Below are 22980 nucleotides of genomic sequence, written 5' to 3'. Positions count from 1 at the left end.
CAGCTTAGGGCCTGATCGCCGGAGCCTCCAGCGGCCCCGGCGGATCGAGGCGGCGGCCCGCCCGCGCCCGGATGTGCGCGGTGGCGTCCTCCAGCGCCTCCCCGGTGAGGGTGGTGTTGTCCTCGTACGTCACTCCCGGTGGGACGGCGTCGCTGCCGACCGGGTCGGCGTCCCAGAAGTTGCCCCGGTACGTGACGTTCTCCAAGGGCGGGAAGACCTGCAGGACCGCGGTGTTGTCGGCGCGCGCCACGACGTTCCCCTCGACCGTCACCCAGGCGGCGCCGTAGTCGGTGTAGAGGGCGAAGTGGTACGGGGTGCGGGTGTCGGTGATGACGTTGCCGCTGATCAGCGCGGCGTCGGCCGCGCTCGCGCCCTGCGGGCCGGAGACGTAGACGCCGCCGCCGTCGGCGAGCACCCGCATCGCGCCGGTGACCAGGTTGCGCAGGATCCGGGTGCCGTTCGCGGGCCCGGCGGCGATGCCGCAGTGGGCGGCGTCGGTGATCTCGTTGTGCGCGATGGTGCACCCGGTGGCGCCGGACACGGCGATGCCGGGGGAGCCGGGGTAGTCGAGGCCGGGGCGTTCGATCAGGTTGTCCTCGATGACGACGCCCGCGCCGCCGTCGACGGAGACGGCCGAGGCGGAGAGGTCGTCGAAGACGCAGGCCCGGACCGCCAGGCCGGAGCCGCCGGACAGGCCGAGCGCGGTGGCGCCCATCCGGGTGAACCGGCACCGCTCGAACGTCACGCCCGCGCAGCCGTCGAGGGTGACGGCGGCGGGGATGCTCTTCGACTCTCCCGGTACGGTGACCCACGCCTGGTCCTCGACCACGACGACCTTCTCGACGGGGCCGCCGTCGTAGTAGCCGGTGCTGTGGTAGTGCAGGAAGCCCCCTGGTGAGCCGGGCCTGGACCAGGTCGTGTCGGCGAAGGTCAGGCCGCGCACGGTGACGTTCCTGGCTCCGGTGGCGCGCAGCACGGTCCCGGCTTCCGCGGCGACGGCCGTTCCGGGCCGCTCGCCGCGGTACAGGAGCCTGCGGCGGGAGCGGTCGAGGACGAACGTGCCCGGCTCGGTGAGGAAGGACGGGTCGTTCTCGATCCTGGTGGGCAGGCCGGGGCCCGACTGGGTCTGGCCGTCCCAGGCCGAGTTGTACAGGTCGAGCGCCCAGCCGAAGGCGGGCTGCGCCATGACGACCTCGGTGCCTCCGGCGGTGACGGCGGCGACCGGGCATCTGGCCTCGGTCCAGGGATAGACGCCGCGGTAGACGAACTCGACGCCGGCCGGGTTCTCCCAGGCGAGCGGCTCGGACGTGACGTAACCCGTGACGGTCTGGGTGGCGTCGCCGGGGAAGCCTTCGATGCCCGCGCGCTCGGCCCTGCGGCCGTCGACGTGCAGCCCGCGGGTGTCGAGGTCGCCCGCGTCGGCGGCCCACACGCCGTCCTCCCAGGTCCAGCCGGTGATCGTCCGGCCGCCGCTGATGACGGCCTCCTCCTGGTCGTGGGGCTGGAGGGTGAGGTCGCGGTCCTGGTCGGTGAGCTCGAACGGCGGGTACGAGCCCGCCCTGAGGTGGATGACGGCCTCGCCGCCCTTCCTGGCGGCCTCGAGCGCGCGGGGGATGGTGGCGAAGGGCCGGTCGAGGGTGCCGGGGGCGTCGTCGTCGCCGGTGGGGGACACGAAGATGTCGTTTATGGCGTACACAGGTATATACCATAAACCATGGCGTACGTAGATCCGGTGGAATTGCTGTGGCGGGACGCGGCCGGCGATCCGCGGCAGGGGCTGAGCGTGGACGCGATCGTGCGGGCGGGCATCGAGGTGGCCGACGCCGAAGGGCTGTCGGGGCTGTCGATGCGCAAGGTGGCCGAGCGGCTCGGCTTCACCACGATGTCCCTCTACCGCCACGTCCCCAGCCGCGACCACCTCGTCGACCTCATGCGCGACGCCGCCATCGGCGCACTCCCACCCCCCGCCACCTCCGCGCCACCCCTCGGCACCTTCACGCCGCCACCAGGCGCTGCCGCGCTGTCCCGCAGCGCCGCTGCGCCGTCTCCAGACGCCGCGGACCCAACCCCCAGCGCCGCTCGGTCGCGCGCCGGTGGAACGGGCGCCGCTGGGGAGGAGACGGACGAGGGAGCGGACGCTGTTCCGGCGACGTCCGCCGAGAAGGCAGACACCGTTGCGGCGAAGGCCGCTGAGAGGGTGGGCGTCCGAGCGGCCGGCGGCTGGCGGGAGGAGTTGGAGGCCTGTCTGCGGCAGGGCTGGGAGCTGCGCAAGCGGCATCCGTGGCTGGCAGAGGTCCGGGGCACCCGGCGCCTTCCCGGCCCGAACGCCGTCGCGTTCTACGACCGCCTGCTCGGCATACTCTCCGGCGCCGGCCTCACCCCGGCCCGGACGGTCGCGGCCGCCGACCTGCTGGGGAGGTTCGTGGACGCCGAGGCGTTGCGCCTGGTCGAGGTCGCCGCGGCCGAGCGGGCCAGCGGCGTGGGCGAGGAGGAGTGGTGGGGCGCGCGGGACTCGCTCTACGAGCGTCTGGGCGCCTACCCGGTCGTCACCGCCCTGTGGGAGGCGGGCGCCTGGGACGAGCCGGCCGACCCCTTCGAGTTCGGCCTGGCTCGGCTGCTGGACGCCATCGAACTCCTCGCGGGTGACGAAACGCGTGACGAAACCTGCGGTATGTGCGGGACTCCTCTGCCGGGCGCCATGACCGGCCGGCCGCGCGCGTACTGCTCCAGGGCCTGCCGCCAGCGCGCCTACCGGGAACGGCGGGCCCGGCGATGACGGCACGCCCCGAGCCCGCGCGGGCGTGCGAAAATCAACCCCCGTGCTGAGACTGGCGTTCACCGAAGCCGATCTGCGCAGGATCACCTTCGCCCCCGAGCCGAACGCCGTGTTCGAGACGGCGCTCAGCGTGCGACTGCTGTCCAGTGCCCGCGGCGGAGGCCGGTGGCGGCCCGGCGCACGACGCCCGCCCCGCGGCGACTTACCGGCCCGGTCGGGCGTCATCATGGAGCTGGTCCGCGCCGACGGCTTCGTGCCGGACTTCCTGCTGCAGCCGGACTGCCACGATTTCGCCGCCGCAGTGGAGCGGATCGGCCAGATCCCCACCGACCGGATCGCCGCCGAAGTGGGCCTGTTGTCCGCCCGCGACCCGAGCCGGGGATTACGGGAGCTGGCCGCCGGGTCGGAAGCGGGGCGGCGGACGCTGGCGACCGACCTGCGCGCCTATTTCGCCTCGTCGCTGGCGCCCATGTGGCCGGCGGTGCGGGCGGCCGCCGCCGCCGACCGCTCGGTGCGCCTCGAAACCCTGCTCCGCGGCGGGCTCGACGCCATGCTGGCCACGCTCAGCGTCACGTGGCGCTGGGACCCGCCCGTCCTGCACATCCCTTCGGCTCACACGTACGACGTCCGGCTGTGCGTGCGCGGGCTGCTGCTGATCCCCTCGTACTTCGCGCCGTCGCCCGTACTGACGTACCGGCCCGACGACTCCACGGTGCTGGTGTACCCGATATGCCGCGGCGAGGAGTCGTCGGGTTCCGCGGACGCGCTCGGCCCGCTGCTGGGCCGCACCCGGGCGGCGGTCCTGGCCGCCCTGCGCGTTCCGGCCACCACGACGGCGCTGGCGGAGCGCGTCGGGATCTCCCTCCCCTCCGCCAGCCAGCACGCCACCGTGCTGCGCAACGCCGGCCTGATCCGCACGTCCAGGATCGGGGGAGCCGTCCTGCACACGCTGACCCCGTCGGGCGAGTCACTCCTGCGGGGGGACCCGGCGGCCCGATGAGGGTCAGTACGGGTGATGGTCCTTCCGCCACGGGTCCCGCAGTGGCGTCGAAGTCCTGTCGGCCCCGGGCTTCGTGTAGAGATCCAGGAAGACCATTCCCCCGCTGCCGGGTTCGAGGGCCAGGGACGTGGATCGCCACACCCCGTCGCACTCCTTGGTCGACGTTTCCTCGATCTTCCAGCTGTTGATCGACGTGTGCAGCCCGAAACGGGCGCAGTAGCCGTCACCGGGGCCGGAGTCGCGGAGCCGGCCGCTGACCGTGACCCAGACCCGCCGGTCGGCGCGGTCCCTGCGCCAGGTCACGCGGATGTTCTGGAGCTCGAAAGGGGCGTCCGCTCTCAGGCGAAGGCCGCCGACTCCAGCATCGCGACGAGCGCTTCGGCCGCGGCCCCGGCGTCATAGGCGGGGTCCTGCAGGCGCTCGCCGACGATCGCGTCGATCGCCCCGCCGGTGATGATCGCGAGCGTGCGCAGGTCGGGCCCGGGGCCGAGACCGCGCGCTTCGCGGGCATGACCCAGGAGGGTGGCGAGCGGCTTCCAGCGGGCCGAGGAGTCGGGGCGGTGGTCGTGGATCATCGCCTCGATGATCATCCGGGCGTGGTCCGGCCGCTCGGCCAGGTGCCCGACCATCCGCCGCACGTACGCGGCCGGCGCCCCGTCGGCCGGCGCGGCATCGACCGCCGCCCCGATGTCGGCCACGAGCGCGTCGAGCACGTGCGCGTGGGCCGCCGCCACGACCGCGTCCTTGGAGGCGAAGTGGTAGAGCACCGCGCCCTTGGTGATCCCCGCCGCCTCCGCGATCCGGGCCAGCGAGGCGGCGGCATGACCGTGCTCGGCCACCACGCCGATGGTGACCTCCACGAGCTGGTCGCGCCGCGCCTGCTCGATGAAGCTGAGCGGCCGGTCCTCGGTTCGCCTTCCTGCCATGGCCACCACCGTACCCGCCCCTCGCGTATGCTCTGACCGTGTGGTCAAAAAATTGACCCTTGTTCAGCAGGGAGGGAAGGATGACCGAGCAGACCGTCGGAACGACACCGCCGAAGCGCCGTCGCCGGAGATTGAAGATCGCGGGTGTCGTGGTCGCCGTGGCGGCCGTCGCCCTGGCCTTCACCTTTCGCCAGCCGTCACCGGTGGGACACTGGAACAGCGCCGAGGGCCACGCCCGCTTCACGGCCGCCTACGACAGGGCGATGGCCGACATGCCGCGGGCCGCCGAGACGATCGACGTGCGCACCGGCTTCGGGTTCGTGCGGGTCCACCGCTACCAGGGCGCCTCCGGCCGGGCCGGGCCGCTGGTGCTGCTGCCCGGCAGGGCGTCCGCGTCGCCGGTCTGGGCCGACAACCTGCCGCACCTGCTCAAGATCGGTGACGTCTACGCCATCGACCTGCTGGGCGAGCCGGGCAAGAGCGTGCAGGAGGCGCCGATCACCTCCGACGCCGACCAGGCGGCCTGGCTCGACCAGGTGCTCGCGCAGCTTCCGGAGGAGTCCTTCCACCTGGTCGGACTGTCCATCGGCGGCTGGACGGCCGTCAACCTCGCCGTCCACCGGCCGCGGCACGTCGCCACGCTGACCCTGCTCGACCCCGTGTACACCTTCTCGGGCATCCCGGCCGGCACCGCGATCCGCGCCATCCCCGCGTCCGTGCCGTGGCTGCCGAAGTCCTGGCGCGACTCGTTCAACTCCTACACCGCCGGCGGCGCTCCCGTGGAGGACGTGCCGGTGGCGGACATGATCGAGTCCGGGATGGAGAACTACACGCTCCGCCTGCCGCAGCCCTCGCTCATCGGCGAAGGAGCGCTGAGCGGCCTGACGATGCCGGTGCTGGCGATCCTGGCCGGCGAGTCCGTGATGCACGACCCCGGCGTCTCCCGCGAGGTAGCCGGGCGCGTGCTGCGGAACGGCACGGTGAAGGTCTACCCGGACGCCTCGCACGCGATCAACGGCGAGCACCCCGAGGAGGTCGCCGCGGACATCGCCGCGTTCCTCGACGCCCACTGAACCAGATGTATGCAAAACCTTGCCATTACTCCTCGCCACTCCCCATAATCGGGGAATTCGGCGTGAGGATGTATGCATGTCCGTCATCGATGATCTTCGGTCCCTGATACTCGGCGGCCGTTACGCGCCCGGCGACCGGCTGGGCGAAGTCGAGCTCGCCCAGCTGCTCCAGGTGAGCCGCACCCCCGTCCGTGAGGCGCTGCGCCAGCTGCAGTCGGAGGGCCTGGTCGAGGTCACGGCCAACAAGGGCGCCAGGGTCATCGAGTATCCGGCGGCGGACCTGGAGACCATCTTCGAGCTGCGGGCCAGGATCGAGGGCCTGGCCGCGCGGCAGGCCGCCGCGACCGCCACCGACGAGGACGTCGAGCGGCTGCACGAGGTGGCCGTGTCGCTCGGCGAGCACGCCGGCAGGCGGGAGCTCGACGCGGTCTACCGGCTCAACGCCGAGTTCCACCAGGAGCTGGTGCGCCTGGGCGGCAGCACCGTGCTCGCCCAGTCGATCAGCGCCCTGGTCCACTCGCCCGTCCTGCTGCGCACGTACAGCGCCTTCGACGAGGAGGCGATGCGGCGCAGCGTCAACCACCACATCGAGATCGCGGCGGCCGTACGGGCCGGGGACCCCGAATGGGCGGAGGCCGTCATGCGGGCCCATCTGTTCTCGGCCCGCGCGTCCCTGCTCGGCCCGAGGAAGCCCAGGAAGCCGAGGAAGCAGGCATGACACATCTCCCGTTGGACGACGTCCGGGTCATCGAGCTCGGCCAGCTGCTGGCCGGGCCGTTCTGCGGGCAGCTGCTCGGCGACTTCGGCGCGGAAGTGATCAAGGTTGAGGACCCGGGCCGCGGCGACCCGATGCGGCAGTGGGGCAGGGAGAAGCCGCACGGCAAGTCGCTGTGGTGGCCGGTCGTGGCGCGCAACAAGAAGTCGGTCACCTGCGACCTGCGCACCCCGCAGGGCCAGGACCTGGTCAGGAAGCTGGTCGCCGAGGCGGACGTGCTGCTGGAGAACTTCCGCCCCGGCACGCTGGAGCGCTGGGGCATGTCGCCGGAGGAGCTGCACGCGGTCAACCCCCGGCTGGTGATCACGCGGGTGACCGGGTTCGGGCAGACCGGCCCGTACGCGCCGCGCGCCGGCTACGGGTCGATCGGCGAGGCCATGGGCGGCATCCGCTACGTCACCGGCGACCCCAGCCTGCCGCCGTCGCGGGCCGGGATCTCGATCGGCGACTCCCTGGCCGCCACCCACGCGTGCGTCGGCACGCTGGTGGCGCTGCACGAGCGCGAGCGCAGCGGCCGCGGCCAGGTGGTCGACTCGGCGATCTACGAGGCGGTGCTGGCGATGATGGAGTCGCTGCTGCCGGAGTGGCAGCAGGCCGGCTACCAGCGCGAGCGCACCGGCCCCGTGCTGCCGAACGTCTCGCCCAGCAACGTCTACCCCACCCGGGACGGCGACGCGATCCTCATCGCCGCCAACCAGGACAGCGTCTTCACCCGGCTGGCCCAGGTCATGGGCGCCAAGGAGCTGGCGGACGACGAGCGGTACGCCACCCACGGCGCGCGGGGCGAGCACATGGCCGAGCTGGACGAGCTCATCTCGGCCTGGACCGTCACGTATCCGGCCGACGAGCTGCTCCGCCTGCTGCACGACGGCGGCGTGCCGGCCGGGCGGATCTACACGGCCCAGGACATGTTCGCCGACCCGCACTTCGAGGCCCGCGAGGCCATCGTGCGGGTGCCGCATCCGGACTTCGGCGAGGTGGCCATGCAGAACGTGGTGCCGAAGCTGTCGGGCACCCCCGGCCGGGTGCGCAGCGCGGGCCCCGCGCTCGGCCAGCACAACGACGAGGTCTACGGAGGACTGCTCGGTCTCTCCCCCCAGGAGATCGCCGGCCTTTCCACGGCCGGAATCATCTAGAAGCGAGGAACCCCCCATGCGCTACCGGCTCGGGGTGGACGTCGGAGGGACGTTCACCGACATCCTTCTCATCGATCAGGAGTCAGGGCAGACCTACCGCGCCAAGACTCCGTCCACTCCCCATGACCAGTCGATCGGTGTCCTGGCCGGCATCCGGAAGGCGTGCGCGGTGGCGGACGTCTCCCCGGACGAGATCGGGGAGATCCTGCACGGCACCACCGTCGCCACCAACGCCATCCTGGAGGGCAAGGGCGCCAGGGTGGGCCTGGTCACCACGGCGGGCTTCCGCCAGGTGCTGCAGATCGCCCGCTCGTTCGTGCCCGGCGGCCTGGCCGGATGGATCATCTGGCCCAAGCCGGAGCCGCTGGCCGCGCTGGAGGACACCGTCGAGGCCGTGGAACGGGTCGCCGCCGACGGCTCGGTGGTGACGCCGCTGGACGAGGACGACCTGCGGGCCAAGCTGCGCTCCCTGCGCGGCGTGGAGGCGCTGGCCGTCTCGCTGATCAACTCCTTCGCCTTCGACGGCCACGAGCGCCGCATCGCCGAGCTGGCGGCCGAGGAGCTGCCGGGCGTGCCCGTCTCGATCTCCTCCGAGGTGCTGCCGGAACTGCGGGAGTACGAGCGGACCGTCACCACGGTCGCCAACGCCTACGTCCAGCCGAGGGTGGCCAGGTACCTCGACAACCTGGGCCTGGACCTGTACGCGCTGCGCAGCGACGGCGGCCTGGCCTCCCAGGCGAGCGCCAAGGCGGCGCCGGTCAACATGCTGCTGTCCGGCCCGGCGGGCGGGGTCGCGGGCGCGACCTGGGTCGCCGAGCAGGCCGGATTCACCGACTTCCTCACCTTCGACATGGGCGGCACCTCCACCGACGTGGCGCTCGTCCAGGACGCCCGGCCGCGGGTCGGCCGCGAGACCAAGGTCGGCGACCTCACCGTCCGCTCGGCCTCGGTCGACGTGCGGACCGTCGGCGCGGGCGGCGGCTCGGTCGCGCACGTCCCCGAGCTGACCCGGGCGCTGCGCGTCGGCCCGCAGTCGGCGGGCGCGGAGCCCGGACCGGCCGCCTACGGCAAGGGCGGCACCGATCCCACCGTCACCGACGCCAACGTGGTGCTCGGCTACCTGCCGTCGCGGCTGGCCGGCGGCGAGATCGTGCTGGACCGGGAACGGTCCCGTGCGGCCGTGGCCCAGGTCGCGGACGCGATGGGGCTGTCGGTCGAGGCCGCCGCGCAGGGCATCGTCGACATCGTCAACGAGAACATGTTCGGCGCGCTCCGCCTCGTCTCCGTCCAGCAGGGCTTCGACCCGCGCGACTTCGCGCTGGTCGCCTTCGGCGGCGCCGGGCCGCTGCACGCCAACGCGCTGGGCCGGCTGACCGGCTCGTGGCCGGTGATCATCCCGCCGTCGCCCGGCGTGCTCTGCGCGTACGGGGACGCCACCACGTGCCTGCGGGACGAGGCGTCCAGGACCAGCATCAAGCGCTTCTCCCAGCTCACCGACGACGAGCTGCGGCAGATGCTGACCGAGCTGGCCGAGCGGGCCGCCGCCACGCTGGAGGCCGAGGGGGTGGGCCGCGCCGACCAGACCGTCACGTACCAGGTCGACGTGCGCTACCACGGCCAGGGCTTCGAGATCCCCATCGACCTCGGCCTGGACACCGGGCTGGAGGCGCTGGGCAAGGCGTTCGACGCCGAGCACGAGCGGCTGTTCTCGTTCCTGCTGAGCAACGAGCACGAGGTCGTCAGCGCCCGCGCCTCGGTGAGCGGGCCGCGCCCCGACGTCCGGCCGGTCCGCCTCGACCAGGGCGGCCCCGCCGCCGAGCCGGTCGACAAGCACGAGGTATGGATCGACGGCGGCTGGGCCGAGGCCTCGATCTACGACCGCGGCACCCTGCTCGCGGGCAACCGGATCGAAGGTCCCGCGATCGTCACCGAGATGGACTCCACCACGCTCGTCCTGCCCGGCCACGTGGCCGACGTGCACGAGAGCGGCAGCCTGCTCATCCGGCCACTGGAGGCATGATGGCCCAGATCATCCAGACCGCGACGGGACCCCTGGCCGAGACCGAGGTCGACCCCGTCACGCTCGACATCATCGAGAACGCGCTGCGCAACGCCCGCTACGAGATGGACGAGGTGCTCTTCCGCACCGCCCTGTCGCCGGGCATCCGCGAGCAGCACGACGAGTTCCCGCTCATCGCCGACGCCGAGGGGCGGATGGTCGCCGGGCAGTTCGGCCTGTCGATCCCGGCCCTGCTCGACCGGTTCGACGGGACGGTGGAGGAGGGCGACGTGCTGCTCACCTCCGACCCGTACTCCTGCGACGGCGCGATCAGCCACGCCAACGACTGGCTGGTGGTCATGCCGGTGTACGTGGACGGGCGGGTGGTCGGCTGGGCCTCGATGTTCGGCCACATGTCGGACGTCGGCGGCAAGACCGCCTGCTCGATGCCCACCGACGCGCGCACCATCTTCGAGGAGGGCGTGGTCATCCCGCCCTTCAAGCTCTACTCCAAGGGCGTGCTGAACGAGGACGCGCTGCGGATCATCCTCAACCAGGTGCGCAGGCCCGACTGGAACCGGGCCGACCTCAACGGCATCGTGGCGGCCTGCCGCACCGCCGGGCGCCGGATCCAGGAGCTGTGCGCCCGTTTCGGCGCGGACACCTACACCTCGGCCCTGCGGGCGCTGCTCCAGCGCAACCACGACGCGATGCGCGTCCTGCTCACCACGCTGTTCGAGGACGGTGAGACGCTCACCTTCAAGGACTACATCTGCGACGACGGCGTCGGCAACGGCCCGTACGAGCTGTCGCTGTCGCTGACGCGGACCGGCGACAAGGTGCTGCTCGACTTCACCGGCAGCTCCGAGCAGGCCGAGGGGCCGATCAATTACTACCTGAACGAGAACCTCGCCCGGATGTTCTTCGGGATCTACCTCATCACGGTGGCCGACCCGCAGATCCTCTGGAACGATGGCTTCTACCCGCTGGTCGACGTGCGGATCCCGGAGAAGAGCTTCTGGAAGCCGGAGTATCCGGCCGCGCTCAACGCCCGCAACCACGGCATCGGCCGCATCTTCGACCTGTTCGGCGGGCTGCTCGGGCAGAAGACGCCCGACCTGCTGAACGCGGCCGGCTTCTCCTCCTCACCCCACTTCATGTACGCGGGCGAGGGGTTCCAGCTGTACTCCATCGGCTTCGGCGGCATCCCCGGCAGGCCGATCGGCGACGGCCCCGACGGGCACTCGCTGTGGCCGTCGTTCACCAACATCCCGTGCGAGTTCCTGGAGTCGTACTACCCGCTGCGTATCGAACGCTGGGAGACCGTCGCCGACACCGGGGGAGCGGGCCTGCACCGGGGCGGCAACGGCGTGGACGTGGCGTACCGGTTCCTGAAGCCGGGCACCATCGCCATCCACGACGACCGCTGGCTGACCTACCCGTGGGGGGTCAACGGCGGCGAGCCGGGCGCGCGCGGCCGCAAGTGGATCGAGCGGGCGGACGGCGGCAAGGAGATCCTGCCGAGCAAGGTGCACGACGTGCCGGTCCGGCCGGGCGACGTCCTGCACTTCGTCACCTGGGGCGGCGGCGGCTGGGGCGACCCGCTGGCCCGCGACCCCGCCCTGGTCGGGCTGGAGGTACGGCGCGGCCTGCTGACGGCCGGCGGCGCCCGCCGGTACGGGGTGGTCTGCGCGGCCGACGGCACGGTGGACGAGGCGGCCACCCGCGACCTGCGGGCGGAGCTGGAGGGCACCAGGCCGGAGCTCAAGGTGTTCGACATGGGCCCGCCGATGGCGGAGATCCTGGCCAGGTGCGAGGAGGAGACCGGCCTGCCCGCCCCCCGGCCCCCGGCCAGGGCGTGAACCCGTTCGACGGGACGCTCCCGTTCGGGGAGCGTCCCGCGCTCATCCTCATCGACCTGATGCGGGCCTACTTCGAGCCCGGGGCGGATCTCTACATGGGGTCGCGCGACTGCCTCGACAGCGCCGCCCGGGTGCTGTCGGCGGCCCGCGCGGCCGGCGTGCCGGTGGTCCACACCCGGGTCGCGTTCGGCGCGGGCGGTCTCGACGGCGGGCTGTTCTACCGGAAGGTGCCGCCGCTGCGGCACCTGGCCGGCCCGCTGGGCGAGCTGATGCCGGAGGTGGCGCCCGCCGACGGCGAGGTGGTGATCGTCAAGCAGTACGCGAGCGCGTTCTTCGGCACCACCCTCGCCTCCACGCTGACCTCGCTGCGGGTGGACACGCTGCTCATCGCCGGGGTGTCCACCAGCGGGTGCGTACGGGCCAGCGCCGTGGACGCGGTGCAGCACGGCTTCGTCCCGGTCGTGGTCCGCCAGGCGGTCGGCGACCGGGACCCGGGGCCGCACGAGGCGAACCTGTTCGACATCGGCGCCAAGTACGGCGAGATCTGGGACGAGGAGGCGGTGCTCCGGCGCCTGGACGCCTAGAAAGCCGGGTGCCGGCTCGGCCGGCACCCGGCTTCGGCATGCCGCCTCGTGTTAAAGATTATTGACACCATGTCTGCGCTGCTTTACCTTTGACCTTGTAAAAATTTCTTTACATGGGAGCAGGGCATGTCCTCCGAAGAGAAACGCTCGTGGATCTACCTCGTGGTGGGCGTCGGCGTCTACGCGGTCTACTTCGTCGTCGTCCTGTCGCAGGTGCCGGGAGCGGACGTCGCGCGGATCGCCTACGTGCGGCCGATGCTCATCGCGATCGCCGCCGGGATCGGCCTGGGCATCGTCGCCAATATCGCGGCCGCCGTCGCCTCGCCGAAGGAGGCCGGCCGGACCGACGAGCGTGACCGGCAGATCAACCGGCTGGGCGATTACGTCGGCTTCTACGTCATGAGCATCGCGGCACTCGTGCCCATGGCCCTGGCCATGGCGGAGGCCGCCCACTTCTGGATCGCCAACGCGCTGTACCTGGCGTTCGTCCTGGCCACCGTCGTCTCCTCGGCCGTGAAGATCGTCCTGTACCGCCGGGGCTTCTGACCATGGTCAAGCCCACGAAGGTCACGAACTCGATCCGGGCCCTGCGGTTCGCGCACGGCGAGATGACGCAGGCACAGCTGGCCGACCGCATCGGGGTCACCAGGCAGACCGTCATCGCCATCGAGCAGGGCCGCTACTCGCCGTCGCTGGAGGTGGCGTTCCAGATCGCCCGGGTGTTCGGGGTGCCGCTCGACGACGTCTTCCAGTACCCGGACTCCCAGGAGTAACCACACCCCATGACCACCCCGGCCAGGATCGAGACGACCATGACGAAGAAGACGATGACCGCGATCGCCCGCGACGCCTACTGCGCACCGGCGCAGCTCCAGCTGCGTGACATGGACGTCCCGGCCGTCGGCGCCGGCGACGTGCTCGTCCGCGTCGAGGCCGCCGGCGTCGACCAGGGCGTGTGGCACGTCGTCACCGGCCTGCCCTACGTGGTGCGCGCCGCCGGTTTCGGGCTGCGCCGGCCCAGGAACCCCGTCCCCGGCATGGACGTGGCCGGCCGCGTCGCGGCCGTCGGCGCCGACGTCACCCGGTTCCGTCCCGGCGACGAGGTCTACGGCACCTGCGACGGCGCCTACGCCGAGTACGCCCGCGCCCACCAGGACAAGCTCGCCCCCAAACCGGCCTCCCTCAGCTTCGCCCAGGCCGCCACCGTGCCCATCTCCGCCTGCGCCGCCCTCCACGGGCTGCGCGACGCCGGCCGGCTCGCCGCCGGGCAGCGGGTCCTCATCACCGGCGCGGGCGGCGGCGTGGGCAGCTACGCCGTCCAGATCGCCAAGGCCGACGGCGCCCACGTCACCGGCGTGTGCCGCACCGCGAAGACCGACGTGGTCCGCTCCCTCGGCGCCGACCACGTCATCGACCACACCCGCGAGGACTTCACCACCGGCGCCGACCGGTACGACCTCATCCTCGACACGGCCGGCAACCGCCGCCTGGGCCGGCTGCGCCGCGTCCTCGCCCCCCGGGGCGCGCTCGTCATCGTGGGCGGGCCCGGAGGCGGGCGCGTGCTCCAGGGCGCCGACCGCCAGATCCGGGCGATGCTGCTGTCGCTCTTCGTCGGCCAGCGCCTGACCGGCCTCATGTCCACCGAGTCCGCCGCCGACCTGGAAACCCTGACCGGCCTCATCGACTCCGGCGCCCTCACCCCGGCCCTCGACCGCACCTACCCCCTCGCCCGGACGCCCGACGCCTTGGCCTACCTCACCACCGGCCAGGTCGCCGGCAAGATAGCCATCACCATCTGAGCCGCCCCTAGAGGTCGGCGTCGTGGACGAGGATGGCGGCCTGCACCCGGTTGGCCAGGCCCAGCTTGGCCAGCACCCGGCTGACATGCGCCTTCACCGTGGCCTCGGTCAGCCGGAGCTGGCGGCCGATCTCGGCGTTCGACAGGCCGCGCGCGACGGCCCTGATCACGTCCTCCTCCCGGGCGGTCAGCGCGGCCAGCCGCTCGCGCGCGGACACGGCCCGCGAGGGAGCCTTGCCGGCGAACGAGCTGATCAACCGCTTGGTGACGGCGGGGGAGAGGATGGCCTGGCCCGCCGCGACCGTGCGGACCGCGGCGGCGAGGTCCCGCGGCGGGGTGTCCTTGAGCAGGAAGCCGACGGCGCCCAGCCGGAGCGCCTCGTGGACGTACTCGTCGAGGTCGAACGTGGTGAGCATGATCAGCTTCGGCGGGCCGGGCAGGGCCAGGATGCCGGCGGCGGCGGTCAGGCCGTCGGTGCCCGGCATGCGCACGTCCATCAGCACGACCTGCGGCCTGAGCCGGGCCGCGGCGGTCACCGCGGCCTCGCCGTCGCCCGCCTCGCCGACCACCGCGATGTCGCCGGACGCCTCCAGGATCATCCGCAGTCCTGACCTGACCAGCGCCTCGTCGTCGACGACCAGTACGCGGATCATGCGGTGGGTATCCCGGCCAGCACCCGGAACCCGCCCTCCTCCTGCGGCCCGGCCTCCAGCCTGCCGCCGAGGAGCTCGACGCGTTCGCGCAGCCCGACCAGCCCCCAGCCGGCGCCGGGCAGGCCGCCGTCCGCCGCCGTGGCGGGCCGGTTGCGGACGAGGACCTCCAGCTCGGCGCTCCGGAACCGCAGGTGCACGTCGGTCTCGGCGTCGCCCGCGTGTTTGTGCACGTTCGTCAGAGCCTCCTGGACGACCCGGTACGCTGTGCGCTCCGCGGTGGGCGGGAGCGGGCGGGCCTCGCCCTCGTCGTGGCGGTTGACCACGATGCCCAGGGCCCGGGACTGGTCGAGCAGCCGGTCCAGGTCGGCCAGCGTGGGCTGCGGGCCGCTCACCGGATCCGGCGAACGCAGCACGCCGAGCACCTCCCTGAGGTTCGTCAGGGCCTCCCTGCCGACCTGGCCGATCAGCGCGGCGGCCTCCGCCGTACGGGCGTCGGAGGCGTTGACCTCCAGCGCCCCGGCGTGCAGGACCATCAGCGACACCCGGTGGGCGACCACGTCGTGCATCTCCCGCGCGATGCGCGACCGCTCCTGCTCCCGCGCCTGCCCGGCGCGGAGCACCTGCTCGCGCAGCAGCTGCGCGGCCTGCTCGCGCGCGGCGTCGAGCACCTGCCGCCTGGCGCCCACCCACAGCCCCGCGACCAGCGGAAGCCCGAGCATCGCGCCGCCCATGAGCAGCGCGTTGAGCGGGGTGCCGGCGACCAGGGCGCGATAACCCTCGCTCCAGTACGAGACGAGCCCGGCGAGCGCGTGCACCACGACCGCGCCGGCGACGTAGAGCCACAGGTCGCGGCGGCGCAACCGGATGCCGGCGTAGTACGAGGCCACGACGGCGGCCGGCCACATCACCAGCCAGAGGTGGGCCACGGCCGCCACCGCGACGAGCGGCCACAGCGCCCGCCCGGCGAAGGCGGCGGCCACACCGCAGCACGCCGCCACGGCCACGAGCACCGGCGCGGGCAGCGCCGAACGCACGCCCATGGACCCGGTGACCGCGGCCATGGACAGCAGGAACACCGTCAGCCCCAGAGCCCAGGGGGTGACCCGTTCGGCGATCCTCGATGCCCGGTCAAGCATGGCCAGAGACTACAAGGCGCACCGATCCAGACATCCCCTACGAAAGTCGCAGACACCGCGCAGCTTTCGTCGGGGACGGTACGGCGGGACCACCCGGCACGGTGGGACGCATGAGGAAAACCGTTGCCACGCTCGCGCTCTCCGCATCACTCACCACCCCGGCCATGGCCGCCCTGCCGGCAGAAGCCGTCCCCGTGGCGAACAAACCCGTGACCGCCCTGCCGGCGCCGACCGGTGACCACCCGGTCGGCAGGACGGACCTGCACCTGATCGACTCCAGCCGCCCCGACCCCTGGGTCCCCAGCCGGAAGGCGCGCGAGCTGATGGTCTCGATCTGGTACCCGGCGCGCAAGGCCACCGGGAAGCCCTCCCGGTACCTCACACCACGGGAATCAGAACTGGTCATCAGAAGCGTGCCGCAGCTCAAGGACGTACCGGCGGACACCCTCGCCAAGACCAGGACGCACGCCCGCGCCGACGCTCCCGCGTTGCCGCGCAAGGGCGGCCGGCCCCTGGTGGTCCTGTCACCCGGCATGACGATGCCCCGCGCGACCATGACCTCGCTGGCCGAGGAGTTCGCCAGCCGCGGTTACCTGGTGGCGGGGATCGAGCACACCTACGAGTCGCTGGCGACCACGTTCCCCGGCGGCCGGACCGTCACCTTCGAGGCCGGAAAGGCCGGTCAGACCCCCGAGACGGGCGCGAAGGTGGCCCGGGTACGGGCCGCCGACACCGAGTTCGTGCTGGACCGGCTGGCCGGGAGCAAGCGCTGGAACCGGCTGATCGACGAGAGGCGGATCGCGATGGTCGGGCACTCGGCGGGCGGCCAGAGCGCCGCGCACCTGCTGCCCTCCTCCAAGCGGATCAAGGCCGCGGTCAACCTCGACGGCACCTACCACCCCGGCACCCCGGCCAAGCCGCTGGACAAGCCCTTCATGATGATCGGCAATCCCCGGCACGCGCCGGGACACGGCGGGAGCGACGGCTCGTGGGACACGTTCTGGCCGCACGTGACCGGCGACTGGAAGCGCTGGCTGACCGTGACCGGCGCCGAGCACGCGAGCTTCACCGACTACGCGGTGCTCCAGCCCCAGCTCGGCCTGCCCGCGGCGCCGATGGACGGCGCGCGGTCGATCGGGATCACCCGCGCGTACGTGACCGCCTTCCTCGACCTGCACCTGAAGGGCGAGCGCCGGCCCCTGCTGGACAAGCCGTCGAAGGACTATCCCGAGGTGCGGTTCTGGTGATGGTGGAGTTCGTCGTCTCGGAGATCGCCTGGGAGGCCGACGACGCGATGGACACCGGCTCGTGGGGCTCAGTGCGTCACTTGCCACCAGAAGCCGTCCGGGTCGGTGAAAAAACCGGAATATCCCTCGGTAGTCCGCGTGGCGGCGACGGTGGTCCGGCCTCCGGCAGCGGCGGCCGCTGACAGGAGGAGATCGACTTCTTCCCGGGACCCGGCCCTGTGGGTGAGGACCATCGAGGGGAAGCCGTCGCCGTCCTTGGCCGTGCCCGCATCCCTGGCCAGGACCCCGCCTTCCATCAGGCACAGCCTGGCTGCGCCTGCTGCGGGGTGGAAGTCGATGTACTTGCTGCCGTAGTCCCGGTCGACCGACATGCCCAGGGCCTCGTAGAAGGCCTTCGACGCCTTCGGCGCGGAAACGCCGAGAATGAGGGTGGTCTCAGTCGGCAGCGGACTTTCCGCCGCGGGGCCGGTGTCCTTGCCGGTGGCCGCCGCCAGCTTCCAGATGGCGCCGTCCGGTGCCCGGAACACCCCGGAGAACGAACCGAAGAGGGCCTTCTTGGCGGGCTTGAGAACCTCCGCGCCGCCGCGGACGGCGGCGTCCATCAGCGTCTTGACCTCGGTGGGCTGGTTGACGACATAGGTCAGCACGTAGCCGCGGAATCCCGGCGTCGCCGGTTCCGCGCCCGTGGCGAGCCTCTCGGCCGCGGACAGAGTGAGTCGCCCGGTCCCGTGCAGGTCGAGGTGCACCGAGTCATCGTCGTCGGCGACGGTGGGAGAGAGCGTCGTGCTGTAGAACCTGCGCGCGGCCTCCACCTCGGGCGTCCCGAGGGTGATGACGTCGAGCGTGAGGCTCATGGAAGCTGGGGTGGCTGTGCTGTTCACGCGGGCAAGGCTAGGTCCAGCCTGGAGGGCGACGCTTCTCGATTCCTGACCACTTCGGGATCGCGCCCTCGTCGCAGGGCGGGGCCCTCAGGCCGGGAAGTCGCCGGCGCGGCCGAGCAGGGCGGGCACCGGCGCGCCCAGCCGTTCGCCGATGTAGGCCGCGGCCTCGGTCAGCCGGCCCAGGTCCACTCCGGTACGGACGCGCGACCGGCGCAGGGCGTAGGCCAGGTCCTCGGTGGCGATGTTGCCGGTGGCGGCCGGGGCGAACGGGCAGCCGCCGATCCCGCCGCTGCTGGCGTCCAGCGCGCTCGCGCCGGCCTCGACGGCTGCCAGCGCGTTGGCGTACCCGGTGTTGCGGGTGTTGTGGAAGTGGAAGCGCAGGGGCAGGCCGGTGACGGCGCGCACCGCCTCGACCAGGCGGCGCACGTCGGCGGGCACGCCGACGCCGATCGTGTCGGCGAGCGCGATCTCGTCGGCGCCCGCCTCGGCGCAGCGCCGCACCATCGCGGCCACGTGGTCCGGCGACACCTCGCCCTCGAAGGGGCAGCCGAACGAGGCGCCGACCGTCGCGGTGACCGGCAGCCCGGCGGCGTGCGCGCGGGCCGAGACGGCGGCGAAGGAGTCGAGCGCCTCGGCGATGCTCATGCCCTGGTTGCGCCGGGAGAAGGTCTCGGTGGCGACCACGGTCATGTTGACCTCGTCGACTCCGGCGTCCAGCGCCCGGTCGAGGCCGCGCGCGTTGACGATCAGGCCGATGTAGCTGAGCCCGTCGCGTCTCGGCACCCGGGCCATCACCTGCTCGGCGTCGGCCATCTGCGGCACCAGGCGCGGGTGGACGAAGCTGACCGCCTCGATGCGGGTCAGCCCGGCGTCGGCCAGGGCCTCGATATAGGCGACCTTGTCATCGGTGCCCACCAGGACGGACTCGTTCTGGAGCCCGTCCCTGGGGCCGACTTCGACGAGGTTCACTTCGGGGGGATGCATGCTTCCTGGATACCAACATGTATGCAAAAAATCCAGACATAAGGTCATAAAGGGAGATATCTGGAGTTGATGCATACAATCGTCAGCCGGCCGCCCGGTCCAGGTCGTCGGCCTGGCGGGCGTACAGGCGGGCGTAGGCGTCCTGGCGGGCCAGGAGCTCCTCGTGGGTGCCCTGCTCCACCAGGCGGCCGCGGTCCAGCACGAGGATGCGGCCTGCGCCGGTCACCGTGGCCAGGCGGTGCGCGATGACCAGGAGGGTCCTGCCCTCGGCCAGGTCGTCGATCTGCCGCTGGATCTCGGCCTCCGTGTGCGTGTCGAGCTCGGAGGTCGCCTCGTCCAGAACGATGATCGGGGCGTCCTTCAGCAGGGCGCGGGCGATCGCCAGCCGCTGGCGCTGGCCGCCGGACAGCCGTTCGCCCATCTCGCCGATCACGGTGTCGTAGCCCTCGGGCATCGCCGTGATCGTGTCGTGCAGGGCGGCGCGGCGGCAGGCGGCCTCCAGCTCGTCCTGGGTGGCGGCCGGCCGGGCGAGCCTGAGGTTGGCGGCCACGGTGTCGTTGAACAGGTAGGTCCGCTGGCCGACCACGGCCACCAGGTCGCGCAGGTCGCCGAGGCCGAGCCGGTCGACCGGGACGCCGCCGACGCGCACCCTGCCGGAGTCCGGGTCCCAGAACCGGAGCAGGAGCGAGACCAGCGTGGACTTGCCCGAGCCGGACGCGCCGACGACGGCGTACCGCTCGCCCTCGGGGACGGTGAAGGAGACGTCCCGCAGCGCGGGAGCCGGCCCGCCCGGGTAGGTGAAGGTCACCGACTCGAAGGCGATCGACCGGCCGGCGGGCCGGGGCTCGGGGGAGCCGGGGTCGACGACCAGGGGCGGCCGGTCGGTGATCTCCCAGAGGCGGCGGGCGGCGGCGAACGCCTGCTCCAGGTCGGCGACGAACTCCTCCACGCCCAGCACCGGCCCGAAGGCCGCCAGGCCGATCGCGACGGTGATCGCGATGTCCTGCCAGCCGAGGCCCTGCGCGTGGCCGGTGAACAGGACCGCGATCATCCCGGCGGCGACGAGCAGCTCGTTGAGGCCCCGGCGCAGCGCGATCAGGCGGCCGAGCCGGCCGACGGCCGACGCGCCGGCGCCGCCGAGCGCGCCCAGCTCGGCCAGGCGGCGCGGCCCGTACCCGAAGGCGAGCACCTCCCTGATGCCCTGGACGCCATCGGTGAGGTGCTGGGAGACCTCGCCGCGCGAGCGGCGCAGCTCGGTGGCGGCGGTGGCGGCGGCGCGGTGGCTCAGCCACGGGACCCCGATGCCCACCCCGAGCAGGAACGGCGCGAGCACGAGCGCCACCACCGGGCTGAAGACCGTCCCCAGCACGGTCAGGGAGATCACCGGCACGACGGCGGCGGCCAGCGCCGGCGCGATGGTGTGGGCGTAGAACACCTCGATGCGGTCGATGTCCTTCATCACGCGGGCGAGCAGGTCGCCGGAGCGGCCGCCCTCGGTCCCGGCGGGCGCCTGCGGCTCGATCCGCTCGTAGAAGTCGTCGCGGAGCAGGGCGAGCAGCTTGAAGGCGACGAAGTGCCCCGAGTACTGCTCGACGTAGCGGAACAGGCCCTTGGCGAAGGCCATGACGACCATGGCCACGGCGATCCCGCCGATCACCTCCGGCTCGCCGGACACGACCCTGACCACGCCCCAGGCGCTCACGCCGTACAGGGCGATGCCCAGGCACTGCTGCAGCACGCGGAAGAGGACCGAGACGGCGAGCGGGACCAGGAGGGGCCGGCCGAAGGCCAGCAGCCGCCGGCTGATCTGGATCCTGGTCATCGTGACCTCACCGCCCTGGCGTAGTGGCCGTCGCCTGTCATCAGTTCCTCGTGCGTGCCCTGCTCGGTGACGGCTCCGTCCTCCAGGACCGCGATCCGGTCGGCGTCGCGGACGGTGGACAGCCGGTGCGCGATCATCAGCACGGTCCGCCCGGCGGTGAGCCGGTCCAGCGCGGCCAGGATCGCGGCCTCGGACTCCAGGTCCACGTTGGAGGTCGGCTCGTCGAGGACGAGGATGGGCGCGTCCTTCAGCGCGGCCCGCGCGATCGACACGCGCTGCGCCTGGCCGCCGGAGAGGGTCAGGCCGCGTTCGCCCACCGGCGTGTCGAGGTCCAGGTCGAGGTCGGCCACGGCGAGCGCCTCGCGCAGCCGGTCGTCGTCGGCGTCGGGCGCGGCGACCTTGAGGTTGTCCCTGAGCGTGCCGGTGAACAGGTAGGTCGTCTGGGCGACGACGCTGATCTGCTCGCGCACCCAGGCGGCGGGCACCGCGGTGACGTCGTGACCGCCGACGCGGATCGTGCCCTCGCCGGGGTCCAGGTTGCGCTGGAGCAGGGCGGCGACGGTGGTCTTGCCCGATCCCGAGGGCCCGACCAGCGCCAGTCTCTCGCCGGGCGCGATGGTGAAGCTCACCTCGCGCAGCACCGGGGTGTCCGGCAGGTAGCCGAAGCCGACCGCGTCGAAGGTCACCTCGGAGGTGGTCCTTGCCGGGTGCCCGGCGTCGGCGTCGGTGACCGAGGGCCGCTCGGCGAGCAGGGTCCTGATCTCCTTGGCGGCGGCCATGCCGCCCATGCCGACGTAGAAGAACTGGCCGACCTTGTCCAGCGGCTCGACGAGCTGGGTGGCCAGCAGCACCAGGGCGACCGCCTCGCCCGTGCCGATCGCGCCGTCGCGGAAGCGGATCATCGCCAGGACCGTCGCGGCGGTGATCATCCCCAGTGAGAAGACCGTGTCGATCACGAAGAGGATGACCTGGTTGCCGGCCAGCAGCCGCATGATCGCCTGGCGCAGGTCCTCCGAGGCCCTGGCCAGGGTCCGGCCGTGCGCGGTGCCCTGGTTGAAGAGCTTGAGCGTGGTCAGGCCCTGCAGGGCGTCCAGGAAGCGGGCGGCCAGCCGGTTGGCGGTGTCGCGGTATCCGTCGCTGACCCTGGCGAAGGCCCGCTGGAAGACGCCGACGGTGAGCGGGATGGCCGGGACCGCGACGGCCAGGACGAGCGCGGTCCACGGGTCGACGAGGATCGCGATGGCGGCCAGCACGAGGATCGGCACGGTCATCGAGGCGAGGATCGGGCCGAGGAAGGTGGCGTAGTAGGTGGCGACGAGCTCGACGGCCTCGGTTCCGGTGGAGACCAGGCGGCCGGTCTGCTCGCTGGAGCGCAGCGGGGCGCCGAGCCGGAGCAGGTGGCGGTAGACCCGGTCGCGCAGGTCGAGCTCCAGCCGCCCGCCGGCCCTGACGGTGATCGCCGGCACCCAGGCGGCGCACAGCGCCCGCGCGACGGCCGCGACGGCCAGCCCGGCGACGACGCCGCCGTCAGGCGGCCCGCCCGCGGCGATCCGGCCGATCGCGTGGCCGGTGAACAGCAGCAGCGCGGTCGTGGCCAGGGCCTGGAGCCACGTGCCCAGCACGGACAGCAGGACCGGCCCGCGGATGGGCCGCATCAGCGACTCCACGTGAACCTCCGCGAATGTGCCACAGGAGACTTCGTCCGCGTCAGGAGCCAGACGCCCAGGGCGAAGGCCGACCAGTTCAGCGTGTTGAGGATCTCCTCCACCCACTGCAGGGCGATCGTCTGCTCGGGCCGCGAGGCCAGCAGGCCCATCACGTACGTGCCGAGAAGGTTGAACCCGAACAGGTAGACCGCGGCGGCCGCCCCGGCCCGGCGGGACAGCAGCAGCAGCCGGATGCCCACGAGGGTGGCCGAGACGGTGGTCACGATCAGCATGGGCCAGGTGTCCAGGACCGCGATTGAGGCGGCGACGCCCAGCAGGGCGAAGCCGGCGAACGCCCACGCCGGCGGCCGCCGGCCGGATCCGGTCCCCAGCAGCGCCCAGGCCATCAGCGTGAACCCGATGCCGAGCAGGAAGAACTGGGCCTCGGCCAGCCACACGAGGTCCGGCCCGCGGATCGCCATGATCAGTTTCCAGACGGCCTTGAGCGCGCCGCCCAGCACCGTGAGCCAGCCGCCTGCGGCCACGGCCGGATGGCGGGCGTAGGGGACGAGCAGCGCGACCCCGACGGCCATGGCGATGACCGGCAGGAAGTCGACGAGGGCGAGGGAGAGTGGGTATTCCATGGCAACTCCCATTGGGGAAACGTCGTTTCCAAGTAAGA

Annotated in this window: 22 protein-coding genes and 1 pseudogene; 13 read left to right on the top strand and 10 right to left on the bottom strand. The window is 72.5% G+C overall.

Annotated features, from left to right (window positions below; genetic code table 11):
* Positions 1-4 precede the first annotated feature (4 nt).
* Complete coding sequence (locus tag AB0K05_RS38615; protein ID WP_364236085.1) at positions 5-1696, bottom strand: right-handed parallel beta-helix repeat-containing protein; 1692 nt, start codon at positions 1694-1696, stop codon at positions 5-7.
* Between the two features lie 18 nt (positions 1697-1714).
* On the opposite strand from AB0K05_RS38615, the pseudogene AB0K05_RS38610 reads away from it, so the two are divergent.
* The 3 genes and pseudogenes from AB0K05_RS38610 to AB0K05_RS38600 form a co-directional block, all read left to right on the top strand.
* Positions 1715-1945, top strand: a pseudogene (locus AB0K05_RS38610) (helix-turn-helix domain-containing protein); the annotation flags it as partial.
* Entirely contained in the window at positions 1931-2776 is an 846-nt protein-coding gene (locus AB0K05_RS38605) for a TetR/AcrR family transcriptional regulator C-terminal domain-containing protein (RefSeq protein ID WP_271280068.1), read from the top strand. The pseudogene AB0K05_RS38610 and the gene AB0K05_RS38605, both read left to right, overlap by 15 nt.
* A 43-nt stretch (positions 2777-2819) precedes the next feature.
* Positions 2820-3776 carry a winged helix-turn-helix domain-containing protein gene (locus AB0K05_RS38600; protein WP_364236082.1) on the top strand — a complete coding sequence of 319 codons (957 nt, stop codon included), beginning with the start codon at positions 2820-2822 and terminating at the stop codon, positions 3774-3776.
* Between the two features lie 3 nt (positions 3777-3779).
* On the opposite strand, the gene AB0K05_RS38595 is transcribed toward AB0K05_RS38600, so the two are convergent.
* Positions 3780-4079 (bottom strand): hypothetical protein, encoded by a 300-nt coding sequence (locus AB0K05_RS38595; RefSeq protein ID WP_148031634.1) that lies wholly within the window; start codon positions 4077-4079, stop codon positions 3780-3782.
* Between the two features lie 35 nt (positions 4080-4114).
* On the bottom strand, positions 4115-4702 hold the full coding sequence (locus tag AB0K05_RS38590; protein WP_219546336.1) for a TetR/AcrR family transcriptional regulator: 588 nt from the start codon (positions 4700-4702) through the stop codon (positions 4115-4117).
* A gap of 80 nt (positions 4703-4782) precedes the next feature.
* Here AB0K05_RS38590 and AB0K05_RS38585 point away from each other — a divergent pair, with 80 nt between their 5' ends.
* The 9 genes from AB0K05_RS38585 (at position 4783) to AB0K05_RS38545 (ending at position 13930) form a co-directional block, all read left to right on the top strand.
* Positions 4783-5775 carry an alpha/beta hydrolase gene (locus AB0K05_RS38585; RefSeq protein ID WP_271280065.1) on the top strand — a complete coding sequence of 331 codons (993 nt, stop codon included), beginning with the start codon at positions 4783-4785 and terminating at the stop codon, positions 5773-5775.
* Positions 5776-5851: 76 nt separating this feature from the next.
* Positions 5852-6493 (top strand): GntR family transcriptional regulator, encoded by a 642-nt coding sequence (locus AB0K05_RS38580; protein ID WP_148031631.1) that lies wholly within the window; start codon positions 5852-5854, stop codon positions 6491-6493.
* Positions 6490-7686, top strand: coding sequence for a CoA transferase (locus AB0K05_RS38575; RefSeq protein WP_364236076.1), 1197 nt, complete (start codon positions 6490-6492; stop codon positions 7684-7686). Before AB0K05_RS38580 ends, AB0K05_RS38575 begins: the two co-directional genes overlap by 4 nt.
* 16 nt (positions 7687-7702) lie before the next feature.
* Positions 7703-9706 carry a hydantoinase/oxoprolinase family protein gene (locus tag AB0K05_RS38570; RefSeq protein ID WP_364236074.1) on the top strand — a complete coding sequence of 668 codons (2004 nt, stop codon included), beginning with the start codon at positions 7703-7705 and terminating at the stop codon, positions 9704-9706.
* Positions 9703-11547: a hydantoinase B/oxoprolinase family protein gene (locus AB0K05_RS38565; RefSeq protein WP_246640292.1), complete on the top strand. Its 1845-nt coding sequence runs from the start codon at positions 9703-9705 to the stop codon at positions 11545-11547. Before AB0K05_RS38570 ends, AB0K05_RS38565 begins: the two co-directional genes overlap by 4 nt.
* Positions 11544-12131, top strand: coding sequence for an isochorismatase family protein (locus tag AB0K05_RS38560; RefSeq protein ID WP_364236071.1), 588 nt, complete (start codon positions 11544-11546; stop codon positions 12129-12131). Before AB0K05_RS38565 ends, AB0K05_RS38560 begins: the two co-directional genes overlap by 4 nt.
* A 126-nt stretch (positions 12132-12257) precedes the next feature.
* Entirely contained in the window at positions 12258-12677 is a 420-nt protein-coding gene (locus AB0K05_RS38555; RefSeq protein WP_364236069.1) for a hypothetical protein, read from the top strand.
* Between the two features lie 2 nt (positions 12678-12679).
* Complete coding sequence (locus AB0K05_RS38550) at positions 12680-12904, top strand: helix-turn-helix transcriptional regulator (RefSeq protein WP_219546342.1); 225 nt, start codon at positions 12680-12682, stop codon at positions 12902-12904.
* Positions 12905-12913: 9 nt separating this feature from the next.
* Positions 12914-13930 carry an NAD(P)-dependent alcohol dehydrogenase gene (locus AB0K05_RS38545; protein ID WP_364236067.1) on the top strand — a complete coding sequence of 339 codons (1017 nt, stop codon included), beginning with the start codon at positions 12914-12916 and terminating at the stop codon, positions 13928-13930.
* Positions 13931-13937: 7 nt separating this feature from the next.
* On the opposite strand, the gene AB0K05_RS38540 is transcribed toward AB0K05_RS38545, so the two are convergent.
* Together AB0K05_RS38540 and AB0K05_RS38535 are read right to left on the bottom strand one after the other, a co-directional pair.
* Positions 13938-14582, bottom strand: a complete 645-nt coding sequence (locus AB0K05_RS38540; RefSeq protein ID WP_364236065.1) for a response regulator transcription factor — start codon at positions 14580-14582, stop codon at positions 13938-13940.
* Positions 14579-15718 carry a histidine kinase gene (locus AB0K05_RS38535; RefSeq protein ID WP_364236063.1) on the bottom strand — a complete coding sequence of 380 codons (1140 nt, stop codon included), beginning with the start codon at positions 15716-15718 and terminating at the stop codon, positions 14579-14581. Before AB0K05_RS38535 ends, AB0K05_RS38540 begins: the two co-directional genes overlap by 4 nt.
* Positions 15719-15828: 110 nt before the next feature.
* Here AB0K05_RS38535 and AB0K05_RS38530 point away from each other — a divergent pair, with 110 nt between their 5' ends.
* Positions 15829-16965 (top strand): alpha/beta hydrolase, encoded by a 1137-nt coding sequence (locus tag AB0K05_RS38530; RefSeq protein WP_364236061.1) that lies wholly within the window; start codon positions 15829-15831, stop codon positions 16963-16965.
* Between the two features lie 68 nt (positions 16966-17033).
* Here AB0K05_RS38530 and AB0K05_RS38525 read toward each other — a convergent pair whose 3' ends face one another.
* The 5 genes from AB0K05_RS38525 to AB0K05_RS38505 all read right to left on the bottom strand — a co-directional run bounded on the left by AB0K05_RS38525 (position 17034) and on the right by AB0K05_RS38505 (position 22942).
* On the bottom strand, positions 17034-17846 hold the full coding sequence (locus tag AB0K05_RS38525) for a VOC family protein (protein WP_364236059.1): 813 nt from the start codon (positions 17844-17846) through the stop codon (positions 17034-17036).
* A gap of 87 nt (positions 17847-17933) precedes the next feature.
* A complete protein-coding gene (locus AB0K05_RS38520; protein ID WP_148031622.1) occupies positions 17934-18830 on the bottom strand; it encodes a hydroxymethylglutaryl-CoA lyase in 897 nt (298 codons plus the stop codon).
* Positions 18831-18912: 82 nt separating this feature from the next.
* Positions 18913-20652, bottom strand: coding sequence for a thiol reductant ABC exporter subunit CydC (gene cydC / locus AB0K05_RS38515; protein WP_364236055.1), 1740 nt, complete (start codon positions 20650-20652; stop codon positions 18913-18915).
* Entirely contained in the window at positions 20649-22307 is a 1659-nt protein-coding gene (locus AB0K05_RS38510) for an ABC transporter ATP-binding protein (protein ID WP_364236053.1), read from the bottom strand. Before AB0K05_RS38510 ends, cydC begins: the two co-directional genes overlap by 4 nt.
* The gene (locus AB0K05_RS38505; RefSeq protein WP_364236050.1) at positions 22307-22942 is read right to left on the bottom strand and encodes a hypothetical protein; all 636 of its coding nucleotides are present in this window, start codon (positions 22940-22942) and stop codon (positions 22307-22309) included. Before AB0K05_RS38505 ends, AB0K05_RS38510 begins: the two co-directional genes overlap by 1 nt.
* Positions 22943-22980: the final 38 nt, after the last annotated feature.

The sequence above is a fragment of the Nonomuraea sp. NPDC049486 genome (genome assembly GCF_040676925.1).
GTDB classification, from domain to species: domain Bacteria; phylum Actinomycetota; class Actinomycetes; order Streptosporangiales; family Streptosporangiaceae; genus Nonomuraea; species Nonomuraea ferruginea.
This window is presented reverse-complemented; position numbering and strand designations above follow the sequence as displayed.